We start from the raw sequence: 17,321 nt of genomic DNA, 5'->3' as shown, positions 1-17,321 counted from the left end.
TCAACAAAAAAGGACACTAGATGCAAATGCAGAAAGTATCCTTTTACAGACTAGCTTATAGCCGTCTTGAGTAACAAAAATAATAAAATAAAAGAGAAAACCTTTTGTTAGTTAACACAGAATCTATCGGGAGAGGAATCTCAATGAAAATTTAGAACTTCATTGAGATTCTTCAGGTCGTTGCACTCCTTCAGAATGACAGTTGATTGTCATTCCGACAAAGGAGGAATCTCAATGAAAATTTAGAACTTCATTGAGATTCTTCAGTTCGCTCCGCTACTTTCAGAATGACATTTTTTGAAAATATAACCTAAAAAAATCACTTCTTAGCATGTCGCTTTTCCAACACATCAACAATATTGCTTAAACCAAAACCTTTGGCTTTTAGTAAAATCATATAGTGGAAAAGCAAGTCGGCACTTTCATTCAAAAAAAGATCATCATTATCATCTTTTGCTTCAATAACCGTTTCTATAGCTTCCTCTCCCACTTTTTGTGCAATCTTATTCATGCCATCATCAAATAAGGAAACCACGTAACTAGCATCCTCTTTAGCTCTCAACTCCGGTGCTATCTCGCTTTTCTTCTTACGGTCTTCAATAATTCCTTCGAGCTCAGAAAGAAATCCAAAGTTTTGATCATTATTTTCTCCCCAACAAGTATCTGTTCCTTTATGACAGGTAGGACCATGTGGAATTACAGAAATCAGCAGAGTATCATTATCACAGTCATTCTTGATATTCACTACTTCTAAGAAATTTCCACTTTCTTCTCCCTTAGTCCAAAGTCTATTCTTACTTCTGCTATAAAAAGTGACTTTGTTGATTTCATTGGTTTTCAAAAAAGCTTCCTCATTCATATACCCCAACATCAACACGTTTTTTGTGTAATTATCCTGAATGATTACCGGTACTAAACCATCGTTATTTTTATTGAAATCTATTTCCATAGTTTTATATTTTCTTCTGAAGAATGATTAAATTCTTACTGGAATTCCTTTATTTTTTAATTCTTCTTTTAGATCCTTTATTTCGATCTCTTTAAAATGAAAAACACTCGCTGCCAAAGCGGCATCTGCCTTTCCTTCTATAAATACATCACAAAAATGTTGCATATTTCCAGCTCCACCAGAAGCAATTATCGGAATATTTAATTCTGTAGATAATCTTGCCAAGGCTTCGTTTGCAAAACCATTCTTGGTACCATCATTATTCATAGAGGTAAACAAAATTTCACCAGCTCCTCTTTTTTCAACTTCTTTAGCCCATTCGAATAAATTCAACTCTGTGGGAACCTTCCCTCCTACCAAATGCACAATCCATTCTCCATCTATCAGTTTGGCATCTATAGCAACAGTTATACACTGACTGCCAAATTTAGCGGCTAATCTATTTATAAGATCTGGATCTTTAACCGCGGAAGAATTAATGGATACTTTATCTGCGCCGTTTTGAAGTAGAATATCAACATCTTCTACAGAGGAAATTCCACCTCCAACCGTAAAAGGAATATTGATTTTTTCAGCTACTTTTAAAACCAAATTAGCTAAGGTTTTTCTTCGCTCTTCTGTAGCAGAGATATCTAGGAAAACCAACTCATCTGCTCCAGATGCTGCATAAATTGCTGCCAATTCAACTGGATCTCCGGCATCTCTAAGATCTACGAAATTTATCCCTTTTACAGTTCTTCCATTTTTGATGTCTAAACAAGGAATTATTCTTTTAGTTAACATAGTATTGAGTTATTTGTAATTCAAAATAAAGCCCTCTAGTTGCTTCATACTAATCTTGTTCTCATAGATAGCTTTTCCTATAATGGTTCCTTCACAGCCCATTTCTGCAAGCCTTGGAAGTTCATCAAAGGTTGAAATACCACCGGAAGCGATCAATTTAATAGCCTTGTCATTTCCAGAGGTTTCCGCAAGTATCTTCTCATATAGATCAAAAGAAGGGCCTTCCAGCATTCCATCTTTAGAAATATCTGTACAAATCACATACTGCAAACCATCTTTTAAATAATTATCTATAAAAGGGACTAATTCCTCTTTAGATTCTTCTAACCAGCCACTAATTGCCACTTTTTCATTTTTGGCATCTGCTCCTAAAATTATTTTTTCACTTCCATATTTTTCGATCCAGGAAAGAAATAAATCTCTATTCTTCACAGCGATACTTCCTCCCGTAATTTGCTGTGCTCCGCACTCAAAAGCGATTTCCAGATCTTTATTGGATTTCAGACCACCTCCAAAATCAATTTTAAGATTGGTGTTTTTAGCGATTTGCTCTAAAACTTTATAATTCACAATGTGGCTAGACTTTGCACCATCCAAATCTACAAGATGAAGAGATTTAATACCATGGGCTTCAAACTCCTTTGCAACCTCAAGTGGATTCTCATTATATATTTTTTTGGTATTATAATCTCCTTTAGAGAGTCTAACGCATTTACCGTCTATAATATCTATTGCGGGAATAATTCTCATTATACTTTTAAATTATAGTTCTAAAAAATTCTTTAAAATTTGCTCTCCTGCATTACTGCTTTTTTCAGGATGAAACTGAACTCCATAAAAATTATCTTTTTTCAGCGCTGTACTATATTTGACCCCATACTCTGAAGTTGCTATTGTTTGTTCACATTCGGCTACATAATAGCTATGCACCAAATACACATATTCCAACTCCTTAATATTCTTGAATAAAGGTGAGCTCAAATCAGAAATTTGATTCCATCCAATTTGTGGCACTTTAACTGAATTATTGAATTTTATTACAGGAGCCTCAAAAATGCCTAATCCATTAGTATCACCTTCTTCACTTTTGTCGCACATCAATTGCATTCCCAAACAGATTCCTAACACTGGTTGTTTTAAAGTGGGAATAAGTAGATCTAATTTAGATTGCCTAAGCATTCTCATTGCACTACTCGCCTCGCCAACTCCTGGAAAGATCACTTTATCTGCAGCTTTAATTTCAGCTTCATTACTACTCAAAACAGCTTCAAAACCCAACCGCTTAATAGCAAATTTGATGCTTTGTATATTTCCTGCTCCGTAATCTATAATTACTATTTTCATTCTTGGTACTTAATCTAGGATTCTCACCCATTAAATATTATAGCATCCCCTTTGTTGAAGGAAGGATCATCTTTTCCGTATCTCTTTTTACTGCCATCTTGATAGCTTTAGCAAATGCTTTAAAAATTGCTTCTATCTTATGATGCTCGTTGTTGCCTTCTGCCTTGATATTCAGGTTTGCTTTTGCTCCGTCTGTAAATGATTTGAAGAAATGGAGAAACATCTCTGTTGGCATTTTCCCTATCATTTCTCGTTTGAATTCGGCATCCCAAACTAACCAGTTCCTACCTCCAAAGTCTATAGCCGCCTGTGCAAGGCAATCGTCCATAGGTAAGCAAAATCCATAACGTTCTATTCCGAGTTTGTTTCCCAGTGCTAAACGGTAAGCTTCTCCAAGCGCAATGGCTGTATCTTCTATGGTATGGTGCTCATCTACTTCCAGATCACCTTTCACTTTTATCTCCAGATCCATTTGGCCATGACGTGATATTTGGTCTAGCATGTGATCGAAGAAATCTAATCCAGTAGAAATATCAGATTTTCCGGTTCCATCTAAATTAAGACGGATAAAAATATCTGTCTCATTGGTTTTTCGGTTGATTTCTGAAGAGCGTTCTTTCAGCTTTAAAAATTCATAGATCTTTTCCCAACTGGACGTTCTAATGGATATCGAATTATCAATTTCTTCCTGACCATTTTTCAACTCATCTTTTGCAAGCTCCTCATGTGTATCAATAAAAATCCCTTTCCCTCCAAAATTTAAGGCAAATTCCATATCTGTCATTCGGTCTCCAATCATATAAGATCCGGCAAGATCATAGTCTTCATTATTTAGATAATTTTCTTCCAATAAACCAGTATTGGGTTTTCTTGTTGGAGAATTATCCTTCGCAAAGGTTCTATCCATGAGAACCTCATTGAACACCACGCCTTCATTCGAAAACGTTTTTAAAACGAAATTCTGTATCGGCCAAAAAGCAGTTTCCGGATAAGCATCGGTTCCTAATCCATCTTGATTAGTAACCATTACGAATTCATAATCCAGCTCCTTTGCTATTTTAGTTAAATAAAATAATGCCTGAGGATAGAACTCTAATTTCTCTAAATTGTCTATCTGATAATCTTCTGGCTCATGAATCAATGTGCCGTCACGATCTATAAAAAGTATTTTTTTCATTTTTTTTCTTCTTATAATTAAATAAATTAAAATGTCACATCGAGCGGAGTCGAGATGTCTTAAACCCTTTCTACTATGCTGGTTAACAAAATAATTTTGCGCTTCAATCTAAACTTTTTAAAACCTTAATTAATTTCAAATTTTCTTCTTTAGTGCCTACCGTTAAACGCAACGTATTTTCACAAAGTGGTTGATTAGTTCGGTTCCTAATTACCACACCTTTATCTAAAAGTTGATCATATCTTTTTAACGCATCATCTACCTTTACTAAAACGAAATTAGCATCAGATCTATAGATCTTTTCAATAAATCCAACTTCAAGTAAAGCTTTAGATAACAACTCTCTTTCATTCAATATATCAGTTATTTCCCTATTTACTTCTGAAATATTTTGAAGCCGGTATTGAGCTCTATTCTGAGTTAATTCATTTACGTTATAAGGCGGCTTGATCTTATTTAAGATTGCAATAATTTCTTCTGAAGCATAACAGATTCCCAACCTAATTCCTGCCATTCCGTAGGCTTTTGAAAGTGTTTGGGTAATGATCAAATTAGGATATTTATCCAATTCTTCAATCCAACTAACTTGTTCAGAAAAATCAATGTAGGCTTCATCTAAAACCACAAGGCCTTCAAATTTCTCTAATATTTCAGTGATTTTATCTCTACTGAAAGAATTTCCTGTCGGATTATTTGGAGAGCATAAAAAGATCAATTTTGTATTATCATCTACTTTCTTGAAGATACCTTCAATATTTGGCTCAAAATCTTCAGTTAATAATACTTCTCTACTTTCTACATTATTGATTCCAGCTAAAACATTGTACATGCCGTAAGTTGGAGGCAATGTAATTACGTTATCTAATGCTGGTTCACAGAATGCCCTGTAAATAAGATCTAGTACTTCATCGCTCCCATTTCCTAATAGAATTTTATTGGTAGGTATCTTCTTGATCTCTGATAATTTCGATTTCAATTTCCTCTGCTGTGGGTCTGGATATCTGTTAACTCCGGTTTCGTTGGGGTTTTCATTCGCATCCAAAAAGATCATTTTTGATCCTACAGAGGTATATTCATCTCTAGCTGAAGAATAGGCTTTTAAAGCCAATACGTTAGGTCTCACTAACTTATTAATATCTATAATTTTCTCCATCGTTAAACAGATTTCAGCTTGTTTTCATTCAATTTCTTCAGCCGTAAACTTACTGCATTTTTATGAGCTTGAAGCCCCTCTGCCTCTGCCATGATCTCTATTGCCGGACCAATATTCTTGATGCCTTCTTCCGATATCTTCTGGAAAGTCATACTCTTCATAAAGCTATCCAGATTTACACCGCTGTATTGTTTTGCGAAACCATTGGTAGGCAACGTATGGTTAGTTCCAGAGGCATAATCTCCTGCGCTTTCTGGAGTATAATTACCAATAAATACGGATCCAGCATTGGTAACATTCTCTACATAGAAATCGTCATCTGAGGTACAAACAATAAAATGCTCGGGACCATATTCATTAATTATTTCCATCGCTAATTCTTTATTCTCTAAATAGATGAGTTTAGAATTAGCAATAGATCTTTGAGCCATTTCTTTTCTTGGTAATTCCTCTAGCTGAAGTTCCACTTCTCGCTCCACGGCTTCAATCATTTTTTCCGAAGTCGAGATAAGGATCACCTGACTATCTGAACCATGTTCTGCCTGGCTAAGAAGATCTGATGCAACAAAAGCTGCATCGGCAGTATCATCGGCAACCACTAGTAATTCAGAAGGCCCAGCTGGCATATCTATCGCAACATGGAACTTTGTAGCTAATTGCTTTGCTACTGTCACAAATTGATTCCCAGGACCAAATATCTTATAAACTTTGGGTACAGTCGCTGTCCCAAAGGTAAGAGCTGCAATAGCTTGAATCCCACCGATCTTAAAAATTTTACTTATTCCGCAAAGTGCAGCAGTATAGAGAATAACCGGATTGATCTCTCCATTATTATTTGGTGGGGTACATAATACAATCTCCTTGCAACCAGCAATGTTAGCAGGGGTTGCGAGCATTAGAATAGTTGAAAACAATGGTGCGCTTCCTCCAGGAATATAAAGCCCCACCTTTTGAATAGGACGTTTCTCCTGCCAGCAGTCTACTCCATTAGAAGTAGTTACTTCTACTTTCGGTGTTTTTTGGGCTTCGTGGAATTTTTCAATATTAGATTTTGCTAGTTGTATTGCATTCTTCAATTCTTCAGACACAGAATTATTAGCATTCTCAATTTCTTCAGTAGAAACTTTAAAATCATCTAATTTTATACCATCAAAAAGATCGGTATACTTTGCAACAGCAACATCTCCTTTTGCTCTTACTTCAGAAAAAATTTCGTTTACTGTTAACTCTATATCTTCTAGGGTTTGGGTTGGCCTTTTCAGTAAAGCTTCCCAATCTTCTTGCTTTGGCTTAAATATTTTATTCATAATCTCCAGAATTGAATTATAAAACCATTTTTTCTATTGGTGCAACTAGAATCCCTTCTGCTCCCAGCTCTTTTAGCTCATGTATGATCTCCCAGAATCTATTTTCCTGAATTACGGTATGAATAGAACTCCAGCCTTTTTCTGCCAATGGAAGTACTGTAGGACTTCGCATACCTGGCAATAAATCAATGATTTCCTCTAATTTATCATCTGGGGCATTCAAAAGGATATATTTTGAAGTTCTAGCATTTAGTACAGATTTTAACCTGAATTCCAGTTTGTTTAAGATCTCTCTTCTATCTTCAGAAATATTTGGAGCAACCGCTAGAATAGCTTCACTCTTCATCATCACTTCCACTTCCTTCAAATTGTTCTTAAATAAAGTATTTCCGCTAGACACAATATCACAAATAGCATCTGCCAAACCAATATTAGGGGCAATTTCCACCGAACCATTAATTATATGAAGATCGGCAGTGATGCCTTTTTTCTTCAGAAATGAATTCAAGGTATTTGGATAGGAAGTAGCAATTCTCTTACCGTCAAGATCTTCTATTCCATTATATTTAGCTGATTTTGGAACAGCTATTGAAACTCTACATTTTGAGAATCCCAGTTTTAGCGAATGAACAATATCGTCCCCTTTTTCTTCCAAAACGTTTTCTCCTAAAAATGCGATATCTACTACCCCGTCTCTAAGGTATTGTGGAATATCTCCATTCCGCAGATATAATACCTCTAATGGAAAATTGGAAGAGGTCGCTTTTAGTTGTTCTTTTCCGTTATCTATAGAGATCCCGGCATCCTTAAGTATTTTAAGGGAATCCTCATTTAATCTTCCTGCTTTCTGAATTGCAATTCTTAGTTTTTCTTTACTCATCTTTTTAATTTCTTAAATTTTAATCCCTCATTGAGGGTTTAATTCCCCGTCCCGATGATACGGGATGCCTCGAATTTTTAAAAGTATTTTCCAAGTCATACCTCGTGGGCTTGCCCCTTGGTTCTTGATTTTGAAAACCAAACAGGAAATAAAAAACCCGTTCGATTGCTCAAACGGGTTTTTTATATATGTTGAATTTACTACATATCAAAATCACCTCGCCAAAGCGCAGTAGTGAAAATGATGATGATGTAGTTGAATTGTTCTCATAATTAATGCAAATCTAGTACATTTTTTTAGAAACAAAAATACGTTTCGAAAATTTTATGACTTGATCAATCGATTTTTAGTTATTTCCAAGGATCAAAGGCATTCCACCTTCACCAGATCCAATTACTACTACCTTCGCATTAGACGATTTAGCCAACTCTACAGTTGCCTGAATACCTTTTTCTCTTAAGATCTTATCGTTCAACGAAGCACTAAGGATTTCATTGGCTTTAGCTTTACCCTCAGCATCAATTTTTTGACGTTGCGCCTCTTGTGTAGCCTTGGTCAATCTAAATTCATATTCTAGAGATTCTTGCTCTTGTCTCAATTTACGCTCAATTGCTTCCTTAATGTTTTGCGGAAGAGAAACATCTCTTACCAAAACTTCATTTACCTGAACATATTGATTTTTTAGTAGAATTCTGGTTTCTTCCAAGATCTCTCTCTGAATTGCTTCTCTTTTACTAGCATATAATTGTTCTGGAATATATCTTCCCACTACTGCTCTGGCAGCAGATCTAACTGCAGGTTGTAATACCCTTGCAACATACATTTCCCCTTTTTCTTGGTGTAAAGATCCTAGCTCTGCATATAAAGGCTCATACCAAACCGATACGTCTAGCTTTATTTCCAACCCATTAGAGGAAAGAACTTGCATCTTTTCTTCCAAAGCTTGTTGCCTTACTTCATAAACAATTACCTTGTTCCAAGGTGCTACTAAATGAAATCCTTCACCCAATGGTGGCTCAGTGGTAACAACTCCATCATCAAAGGTTTTATACAAAACTCCAGCTTCACCAGAATCGATGGTAATTGTAGATTTTGCGATGATAATAATTAAAATAACGACTAAAATTAATATTGGTAAGCCAATTTTAGGTAATTTATCCATAAACTTATTTTTTGTGATTATTAAATTAAACCGAAATATTTTCTTGTAAACCACTCGGTGCTAAGACTTAACACTAATAGGATCAATAAAAATTTCCATTTTATCAAAGGTACGTTTTTTTCACGGCTCTTTTGTACTGAAACAAAGCCTTTGTCCTGTGTTAAGTCTTGAATAATTTTTAGCTCCTCCCCTAGTAAAAAGGTTTGTCCGGAATTATTCTTAGCCAGAAATTCCATTTTATCAAAATTTGCGGACGAGAATTGCTGCTCTACATTATATTCCAAAACCTCAAAACTCCCTTGTTTCTGTATTCCCGACACCTCTTCCTTAATTGTGAATTCGTATTCTCCAGTACTAAGCGCATCTAAATCTACTTTATAAAAATTGGAGCTAGGCAGCATCTGAGCTTCAAATGTCTCATTAGAACCTAATTTTATAAGGAAAATATTAAGATTTGCATCTGGTGAAAAAACATAATTCTCATCAAAGAACTGTGCAGTTATTTTTATTTCGTAATTCTCTAAGTAAACAGGCTCCGATTCATAAGTTAACCGATCCCGCTTTTTAGTTGAGGATAAATACTGAACAAACTTGCCCCAAAAGTCATCTATAAGTTCAAAGCTTCCTCTTGTTCTATAATTATCTAATCTCCATTTCCAAGAATTCTCGCCAAACAGTACACCTGTTTTTAAAGTGTTTGTTTCAAATATGCTCAATAGTGGTTGCAGAGTGGCAATCCCCTCTATCTTTTGATACAGGAGAGTATTAGAATTTTCAGCAATTATATTTAAAGTTCCAAAGGAGTCTTCTATAGGAGGAAAATCCTCAAATCCAATATCTTCAAATTGGTATTGAAGGAAGTTCTTATTATAAATAGGAAACAGGTCTTGAGTTTGATTTGAAGTGTTTTTGGTGACATATTGTTGGGCTTTATTCAGGAAACCCCAATCTGTTTTGGTGCCTGTAATGATAAACCGATTAATTTTTCGCTTATCTAATTCTTTATAAACTGAATTAAACTTATTATTTGGCTGATAGATTATAACTAATTGATAATCATTTAATTCCAGAATATTAAAATTATCTATATCCTTCAACATTACCTCCCTTTGCTTATTGTTTTCAATAGATTTCTTAAGTGCTCCAAGATCAGGATGGGTAATATCAGAGAGCAAAAGAATATTAGTTCTTTCATCTATTACTTCTACCGCAAACTTTCTTTTATTATTAACCTCATTCTTTTCATTTTGAGAGGAAGTAATGCTCGCTTCATAAATTATTGTTCCAAGTTGTTTAGCGGTTAAGGTGGTATTTATAATTTCTGAAGAACTTTCTTTATCGAAATCTATGGTTTTACTAAAGAGAATACTGTTTCCTGCCTTTAACTGAAAATTAGTCTTTATAGCATCGTTCCCAGAATAATTAAGAAAAATCTCTACAGGAAATTGATTGTTTAAAAATGCGTATTTATTAATATTAAGAGCATTAATAGAAAGATCGAAAGTAGTTGCGGTATCCCCTGTTACAACAGAATTTAAATTGATATTCTCATTTAGCTTAAAGAACTCATAATCCTGTCCATAAGTTGAATTTCCATCTGAAAACAAAACCAGCGCAGTCGGCTTATCTTTGTATAACTTATTGATTTGAGCGATTGCATTATAAATATCTGTCTTGTTTCTATCGATCTTCAAGCTATCATTAGTTGCAATCTCAAGATCACCTCCAAAGTTATATGCTGAAATTTCAAACTGTGCATTCAATGCTTCATTCTTTTTTAATCTCTTGACCAAAGATTGAAGACTGTCTTTTTTTTCTAAATTCTCAATAGATTCAGATCCATCTATTGCAAGAACCAATTTAGGTTTTACCGTTTCAAATTCTGTCTGTTTAATTTTAGGATTTATAAGTAACACCAATAATGTGAAAATACTTATAAAGCGTATTGCTCCAAGAAAATAGGTTTGTCTACTCAGATTTTTATTTTTGAAGAAATAGGAAAAAAAAACAAACCCTAGCGCAAGAATTGCAGCTAGGGTTAAATATAAAATTGTTGCTATTGGCATTTATAAAAATTGAGTTCAGTAAATAAGTTATTTTATACCCGTTTTTTGTCATCTAGTTATTTCGTCACCCTGAATTTATTTCAGGGTCTCAGTTATTGTATTGATTCTTAGTGTAATGAGATTCTAAAATTCCCGAATCGTCTGGACAGAATGACGTTTTTTATCATTTTATGATACTTTACGGATATACAAATTAAGTAATCTAATTCACCGTTAAAAAATCAATTCCCCAAACATAGTGAGAGATTATTTCAATCCCGCAGATCTTCTAAGTAAGCATCCCACCATTTACATGAATCACTTGTCCTGTCACATAGCTACTTAAATCGCTTGCAAGAAAAACACATGCATTTGCGATATCTTCTGGGGTTCCACCTCTTTTTAATGGAATAGACTCTCTCCAACCTTCAACTGTTTTCTCATCCAGCTTTTCAGTCATTTCAGTTTCTATAAATCCTGGTGCTATCACATTTGTTCTAATATTTCTAGAGCCTAGTTCTAAGGCCATAGATTTAGAGAAACCAATTATACCAGCCTTAGAAGCAGCATAATTAGATTGTCCCGCATTTCCTTTAACACCAACCACAGAGCTCATATTTATTATACTACCTGAACGTTGCTTTAACATGGTCCGCTGCACCGCTTTGGTCATATTAAACACCGATTTTAAATTCACATCTATCACGGCATCAAAATCTTCTTCCGTCATTCTCATAAGAAGATTATCTTTGGTTATTCCTGCATTGTTGATCACGATATCTATCGCACCAAATTCTTCGGCAACATTTTTAATAAGTTCTTGAGCTTCTTCATAATTTGCTGCGTTAGATTTATAACCTTTAGCTTTTACGCCCAGACTAGTTAACTCCTTTTCCAACTCGTTAGCTGCGTTAACAGACGAAGCATAAGTAAAAGCTATATTTGCTCCGTGCTTCGCAAATACTTCAGCAATACCTTTCCCAATACCTCTACTACCACCTGTGATAATGGCATTTTTACCTTCTAATAACTTCATATATAATTTTTTAATCCCTCCTTAAGGGTTTTATAATTTCCGGAGGCATCCCCCGATTTTCAAAATAGTTTAAATCCTACATCACTTGAGTTTGTTGAGAGGTCGCGCACTAAATCTCTCAAAAAAATAAGGCTCAAAGATCATTGATTACAAGCATTAACAAAACTCACCTTGTTAATTAATTCAAATATAACAAAACCAAAAAGCAATAAAATAAAAAAACCTCTTGAAATTACTCATTTACTGAGGAATTAAGAGGTTTTCTTTAAATATATTGATATGTGCCTAACTATGCATTCACAGCGTTAAGAACTTCTGCTACTTTTTTACCAATTCCAGCTGGTGAATCTACAACATGAATTCCGTTTTCACGAAGTATCTCTTTTTTAGCTTGTGCAGTATCTTCACTACCACCAACTATTGCTCCTGCATGTCCCATTGTACGACCTGCTGGTGCAGTTTCTCCTGCGATAAACCCAATAACTGGTTTTCTGTTTCCATTAGCCTTGATCCATTGAGCAGCATCAGCCTCCAATTGACCACCAATTTCTCCAATCATAACGATACATTCCGTCTCATCATCATTCATCAACAATTCTACCGCATCTTTAGTTGTTGTTCCTATAATTGGATCTCCACCAATTCCAATTGCTGTAGAGATTCCCAAACCTTGTTTTACAACCTGATCTGCAGCTTCATAAGTAAGCGTTCCAGATTTAGAAACGATACCAATTTTTCCTTTTTTGAAAACAAAACCTGGCATAATTCCAACTTTTGCTTCTCCCGGAGTGATTACACCAGGACAGTTAGGTCCAACAAGTCTGCAAGGCTTATTTTTAATATAATTGCTTACTTTGATCATATCTGCAACCGGGATACCTTCAGTAATTGTAATAATTACTGCAATTCCAGCATCTGCAGCTTCCATTATAGCATCTGCAGCGAATGCAGGTGGTACAAAAATTATGGAAACATTTGCTCCAGTCTCTTCTACTGCTTGAGAAACAGTATTGAAAACCGGCTTATTTAAATGAGATTGCCCCCCTTTTCCTGGAGTTACCCCTCCAACAACATTGGTCCCATATTCTATCATTTGTTCAGCATGAAATGTACCTTCGCTCCCTGTGAAACCTTGAACTAATATCTTTGAATCTTTATTGACTAAAACGCTCATAATTGTTATAATTTTTGCTTTGCAAAAGTAGGTTTTTAAATAGAAACCTTAAAATCTTTTTATAAATTTATTGCCATAAAGGAAGCAAGGTTATCTGGAGAATCATCTGCCGGTTGGCTCATTTGATATCCTTTAAACATTTTACCATCTTTTATTTCCCAGATAGCCACCATGTGGGTCATAGGAATTTCTTCATCTGGATTCTCAATTGTTTTTGTAAAAAAGGTGATCCTAATGGTAACCATTTTATCATCTTGCAATAAATGACTTATTTCTGGCCTTATATATTCAAAAGACTTGCCCATTTCTGTACAAATTTCTTCTAAATCATTTACACTCATTTTATTGAAACCCGCACTGCTGTTCCAAAACAACTCTGCATCAGGATGAAAATGCTTGGATACTTGAGAAGGATCCTTATAAAATTCTGAATTATAAAATGATTCTACAAGGTGTTTTTCGCTTGAAGCCATATATTGCTATTTTAATTTATCTATAATTCCGGGTAGCTTTTTTACTGCTGCCATCTGTCTTAATTTTGTTCTAAATTCTTGCGCCGGAGATCCCCAATAACTTGTGTTTTCCTCAGTAGTTTTGGAAACCCCACATTGAGCCATCAAAACCGTGCCTTTTTTAATTGTAACATCGCTTCTTATTCCTACTTGTCCCCAAATACTTACTTCATCTTCAATAATTACACAACCTGCAATTCCTGTTTGCGAAGCAATCAAGCATTTCTTACCAACTATGGTGTCATGCCCAATTTGAACCTGGTTATCCAATTTAGTTCCAGCTCCAATGAAAGTATCACCAGAAACTCCTTTATCTATAGTGCACAATGCTCCAATTTCTACATCATGATCTATTACCACTCTCCCACTGGAAAGCAATTTATCATATCCGCTAGGTCTATTCTTAAAATAGAAAGCATCAGCTCCCAAAACCGTACCTGCGTGTATAATTACATTATTTCCTATAATGGCATTATCGTAGATACAAACATTAGAATGGATCACACAATTATCTCCAATTTTCACATTATTACCAATAAAAACATTTGGTTGAATAATTGTGTTTTCTCCAATTAGTGCAGAGTCTGCAATCTTAGAATCGGCTTTTTCAAAAGGTTTGAAATATTGGGTTAACTTATTGAAATCTCTGAAGGGATCGTCTGAAATAAGAAGTGCTTTACCTGGAGGGCATTCCACTTCTTTATTTATTAAAATAATAGTTGCAGCAGAATTCAAAGCTTTATCGTAATATTTTGGGTGATCTACAAAAACGATATCACCTTCTGTAACTACATGGATCTCATTCATTCCCAAAACGGGAAAATCAGGCTTACCAACATAAGTAGAAGAGATGATTGTAGCGATTTGCTGAAGCGTATGCTTCTGAGGAAATTTCATATTATAATTGAAACAATTGCGTTATTTTAAATTAGACCAAACTTAAGCGATATTCATTAAAAAACAAAAGTTAGGAACATTAATTATAAATGCTCCTAACTTTAATAAGTTATAATGATAATATAATAAAATTATTCTTTTACTCGCTCCTTGTAGGTTCCTTTATCTGTTTCAATTTTTATCTTATCTCCTTCATTGATAAAAAGTGGCACATTTACCTCTGCACCGGTTTCTACAGTTGCAGGCTTCGTTGCATTTGTTGCAGTATTTCCTTTTACTCCAGGTTCTGTATGGGTAACTTCAAGAACAACACTTGCAGGCATATCTACAGTAAGAGGCATGTTATCTTCAGTATTTATTAATACAGTAACAACTTCACCTTCTTTAAGAAGTTTTGGCATGTCTAAAGCATTTTCCAATAGCCGTATTTGCGTATAATCTTCAACGTTCATGAAGTGAAAAAATTCCCCATCGTGATATAAGAACTGGAACTTATGAGTTTCTACTCGGACGTCTTCAATTTTATGTCCTGCAGAAAAAGTATTATCCAAAACCTTTCCGGAGGTTACACTTTTTAATTTAGTTCTAACAAAAGCAGGTCCTTTCCCTGGTTTAACGTGTAAAAACTCTATTACCTTATAGATGTCATGATTATAACGGATACATAACCCATTTCTAATATCACTTGTACTTGCCATTATTTTATAATTTAATTTGAACTAAAATATCCTTTCATAATCCCACGTTGAGAATTCTTGATAAATTCCAAGATCTCGTCACGTTCTGCTGTTGCTTGCATCTCTGCTTCAATTATAGCAACTGCTTGAGAATTATTATAATTTTTCTGATACAATATCCTGTAAATATCTTGTATCTCTCTTATTTTTTCAACATTAAAACCACGGCGTCTAAGCCCTATAGAGTTTATCCCTACATAAGAAAGAGGTTCGCGTCCGGCCTTTACAAAAGGCGGCACATCTTTTCTTACCATAGATCCTCCAGTTACAAAGGCATGGTTCCCAATGCTACAATATTGTTGTATTGCAGCCATTCCTGCTAATATCACATAGTCTCCAACATTAATGTGACCTGCCAATGTACTATTGTTTGAAAAGATGCAGTTGTCACCAACAATACAATCATGGGCGATATGGCAATAAGCCATTATCCAACAGTTCTTACCAACCACGGTCTTCATTCTATCTTTAGTCCCACGGTTAATAGTCACACATTCTCGTATAGTTGTATTATCCCCTATCTCTGTTGTGGTTTCCTCGTCATTGAATTTCTTATCCTGAGGTACTGCGGAAATTACTGCTCCAGGAAAAATACTGCAATTCTTCCCAATTCTAGCACCTTCCATAATGGTTACATTAGAACCTATCCAAGTTCCTTCCCCTATCACCACATTATTATGAATAGTAGTAAAAGGCTCTATAACAACATTTTTCGCGATTTTTGCTCCAGGATGTACGTAAGCTAAAGGCTGATTCATAATGACTTATTTATTTTTTACAATTTGAGCCATCAAAATAGCTTCAGTTACTAATTTCCCATTTACATAGGCATATCCTTGCATTTGGCAAATTCCTCTTCTTATTGGAGCCAATAATTCTAATTTAAAGATCAATGTATCTCCCGGAACCACTTGCTGTTTAAATTTCACATTATCTATTTTCATAAAAAATGTAAGATAATTTTCTGGATCCGGAACAGATTTCAAAGCTAAGATCCCTCCCGTTTGTGCCATTGCTTCCACTTGTAATACCCCTGGCATTACTGGTTTCCCTGGGAAATGACCAACAAAAAAAGGCTCATTCATCGTAACATTTTTCATTCCAATTACACATGTTGGTGTAAGAGAATAGATTTTGTCTACTAACAAAAATGGCGGACGATGCGGCAAAATATTCATGATGTCATTTACATCCATCAATGGTGCCTTATCGAAATCTATCTTTGGTACATTATTTCTGCGCTCTGTCTTAATAATTCTAGCTAATTTCTTAGCGAACTGAGTATTTACCTCATGCCCAGGTTTTGTAGCAATTACCTTTCCTCTAATTCGAGTACCAATTAAAGCAAGATCTCCAAGAACATCCAGTAATTTATGTCTAGCTGCTTCATTTGGATAATGTAATGTGAGGTTATCCAGAATTCCGTTTGGTTTTACTGAAATGTTATCCTTTTTAAAGGCAGTTCTCAGTTTAGCCATTGTAGCTGGACTCAATTCTTTATCTACATAAACAATTGCATTATTTAGATCTCCACCTTTAATAAGGCCATGCTCTAATAATGTTTCAATTTCATGTAAAAAACTGAAAGTACGTGCATCTGCTATTTCAGATTTAAAATCTGATAATTTATTTAGAGTAGCATTTTGGGTTCCCAGAACTTTGGTTCCAAAATCGACCATCGTAGTCACTTGATAAGTTTCTGATGGCATTATAATCAACTCACTGCCAGTTACATCATCTTTATAACAAATAACTTCATTTACAATAAATTCATCTCGTTCCGCTTCCTGGGCTACTATTCCTGCTTCCTCTAATGCTTCTACAAAAAATTTAGAGGAGCCATCCATGATTGGAGGTTCAGATGCATTGAGCTCCATAATAACATTATCTATTTCTAGACCTACACAAGCTGCAAGCACATGTTCTGAAGTTTGGATAGTTATTCCATCTTTTTCAAGATTGGTACCACGCTGTGTATTTACAACATAAGCAACATCTGCTTCAATGATAGGTTGGTTTTCCAAGTCCATTCTCTTAAAAACATACCCGGTGTTTTCAGCTGCAGGTTTAAAGGTAAGTGTAACTTCTTTACCAGTATGAAGTCCGACCCCTTTTAAAGAGACCTCATTCTTTATGGTTTGCTGTTTTGAAAGGATTTCACCCAT

17 protein-coding genes are annotated in these 17,321 nt (G+C 35.0%); all 17 read right to left on the bottom strand.

Annotation, left to right across the window (positions count from 1 at the left end):
- Window positions 1–319: 319 nt before the first annotated feature.
- The 17 genes from hisIE to ES724_RS11315 all read right to left on the bottom strand — a co-directional run bounded on the left by hisIE (window position 320) and on the right by ES724_RS11315 (window position 17,321).
- The gene (gene hisIE / locus ES724_RS11395; RefSeq protein WP_146933096.1) at window positions 320–949 is read right to left on the bottom strand and encodes a bifunctional phosphoribosyl-AMP cyclohydrolase/phosphoribosyl-ATP diphosphatase HisIE; all 630 of its coding nucleotides are present in this window, start codon (window positions 947–949) and stop codon (window positions 320–322) included.
- A 27-nt stretch (window positions 950–976) separates the two neighbouring features.
- Window positions 977–1,732: an imidazole glycerol phosphate synthase subunit HisF gene (gene hisF, locus ES724_RS11390; RefSeq protein WP_146933094.1), complete on the bottom strand. Its 756-nt coding sequence runs from the start codon at window positions 1,730–1,732 to the stop codon at window positions 977–979.
- 9 nt (window positions 1,733–1,741) lie between these two features.
- Entirely contained in the window at window positions 1,742–2,482 is a 741-nt protein-coding gene (gene hisA, locus ES724_RS11385) for a 1-(5-phosphoribosyl)-5-[(5-phosphoribosylamino)methylideneamino]imidazole-4-carboxamide isomerase (protein WP_146933092.1), read from the bottom strand.
- A 12-nt stretch (window positions 2,483–2,494) separates the two neighbouring features.
- Window positions 2,495–3,076, bottom strand: a complete 582-nt coding sequence (gene hisH / locus ES724_RS11380; protein WP_146933090.1) for an imidazole glycerol phosphate synthase subunit HisH — start codon at window positions 3,074–3,076, stop codon at window positions 2,495–2,497.
- Between the two features lie 37 nt (window positions 3,077–3,113).
- Window positions 3,114–4,253 carry a bifunctional histidinol-phosphatase/imidazoleglycerol-phosphate dehydratase HisB gene (hisB, locus tag ES724_RS11375; RefSeq protein WP_146933088.1) on the bottom strand — a complete coding sequence of 380 codons (1,140 nt, stop codon included), beginning with the start codon at window positions 4,251–4,253 and terminating at the stop codon, window positions 3,114–3,116.
- Window positions 4,254–4,356: 103 nt separating this feature from the next.
- Window positions 4,357–5,406: a histidinol-phosphate transaminase gene (hisC, locus tag ES724_RS11370; protein ID WP_146933086.1), complete on the bottom strand. Its 1,050-nt coding sequence runs from the start codon at window positions 5,404–5,406 to the stop codon at window positions 4,357–4,359.
- A gap of 2 nt (window positions 5,407–5,408) precedes the next feature.
- A complete protein-coding gene (gene hisD / locus ES724_RS11365) occupies window positions 5,409–6,713 on the bottom strand; it encodes a histidinol dehydrogenase (protein WP_146933084.1) in 1,305 nt (434 codons plus the stop codon).
- Window positions 6,714–6,729: 16 nt separating this feature from the next.
- The gene (gene hisG, locus ES724_RS11360; RefSeq protein ID WP_146933083.1) at window positions 6,730–7,593 is read right to left on the bottom strand and encodes an ATP phosphoribosyltransferase; all 864 of its coding nucleotides are present in this window, start codon (window positions 7,591–7,593) and stop codon (window positions 6,730–6,732) included.
- A 346-nt stretch (window positions 7,594–7,939) separates the two neighbouring features.
- Complete coding sequence (locus ES724_RS11355) at window positions 7,940–8,755, bottom strand: prohibitin family protein (protein WP_146933081.1); 816 nt, start codon at window positions 8,753–8,755, stop codon at window positions 7,940–7,942.
- 20 nt (window positions 8,756–8,775) lie between these two features.
- A complete protein-coding gene (locus ES724_RS11350; protein WP_146933079.1) occupies window positions 8,776–10,821 on the bottom strand; it encodes a vWA domain-containing protein in 2,046 nt (681 codons plus the stop codon).
- A 268-nt stretch (window positions 10,822–11,089) separates the two neighbouring features.
- Complete coding sequence (gene fabG / locus ES724_RS11345) at window positions 11,090–11,836, bottom strand: 3-oxoacyl-[acyl-carrier-protein] reductase (protein ID WP_146933077.1); 747 nt, start codon at window positions 11,834–11,836, stop codon at window positions 11,090–11,092.
- Window positions 11,837–12,125: 289 nt separating this feature from the next.
- Window positions 12,126–13,010: a succinate--CoA ligase subunit alpha gene (gene sucD / locus ES724_RS11340; RefSeq protein WP_026838710.1), complete on the bottom strand. Its 885-nt coding sequence runs from the start codon at window positions 13,008–13,010 to the stop codon at window positions 12,126–12,128.
- Between the two features lie 59 nt (window positions 13,011–13,069).
- A complete protein-coding gene (locus tag ES724_RS11335; protein ID WP_146933075.1) occupies window positions 13,070–13,483 on the bottom strand; it encodes a nuclear transport factor 2 family protein in 414 nt (137 codons plus the stop codon).
- Window positions 13,484–13,489: 6 nt separating this feature from the next.
- Complete coding sequence (locus tag ES724_RS11330) at window positions 13,490–14,419, bottom strand: UDP-3-O-(3-hydroxymyristoyl)glucosamine N-acyltransferase (RefSeq protein ID WP_146933073.1); 930 nt, start codon at window positions 14,417–14,419, stop codon at window positions 13,490–13,492.
- Window positions 14,420–14,550: 131 nt separating this feature from the next.
- Window positions 14,551–15,117 (bottom strand): elongation factor P, encoded by a 567-nt coding sequence (gene efp, locus ES724_RS11325; protein WP_146933071.1) that lies wholly within the window; start codon window positions 15,115–15,117, stop codon window positions 14,551–14,553.
- An 11-nt stretch (window positions 15,118–15,128) separates the two neighbouring features.
- The gene (gene lpxA, locus ES724_RS11320; protein ID WP_146933069.1) at window positions 15,129–15,914 is read right to left on the bottom strand and encodes an acyl-ACP--UDP-N-acetylglucosamine O-acyltransferase; all 786 of its coding nucleotides are present in this window, start codon (window positions 15,912–15,914) and stop codon (window positions 15,129–15,131) included.
- Window positions 15,915–15,920: 6 nt separating this feature from the next.
- Complete coding sequence (locus ES724_RS11315) at window positions 15,921–17,321, bottom strand: bifunctional UDP-3-O-[3-hydroxymyristoyl] N-acetylglucosamine deacetylase/3-hydroxyacyl-ACP dehydratase (protein ID WP_146933067.1); 1,401 nt, start codon at window positions 17,319–17,321, stop codon at window positions 15,921–15,923.

The organism is Gillisia hiemivivida (genome assembly GCF_007997295.1).
Taxonomy (GTDB): Bacteria; Bacteroidota; Bacteroidia; order Flavobacteriales; family Flavobacteriaceae; genus Gillisia; species Gillisia hiemivivida.
This window is presented reverse-complemented; position numbering and strand designations above follow the sequence as displayed.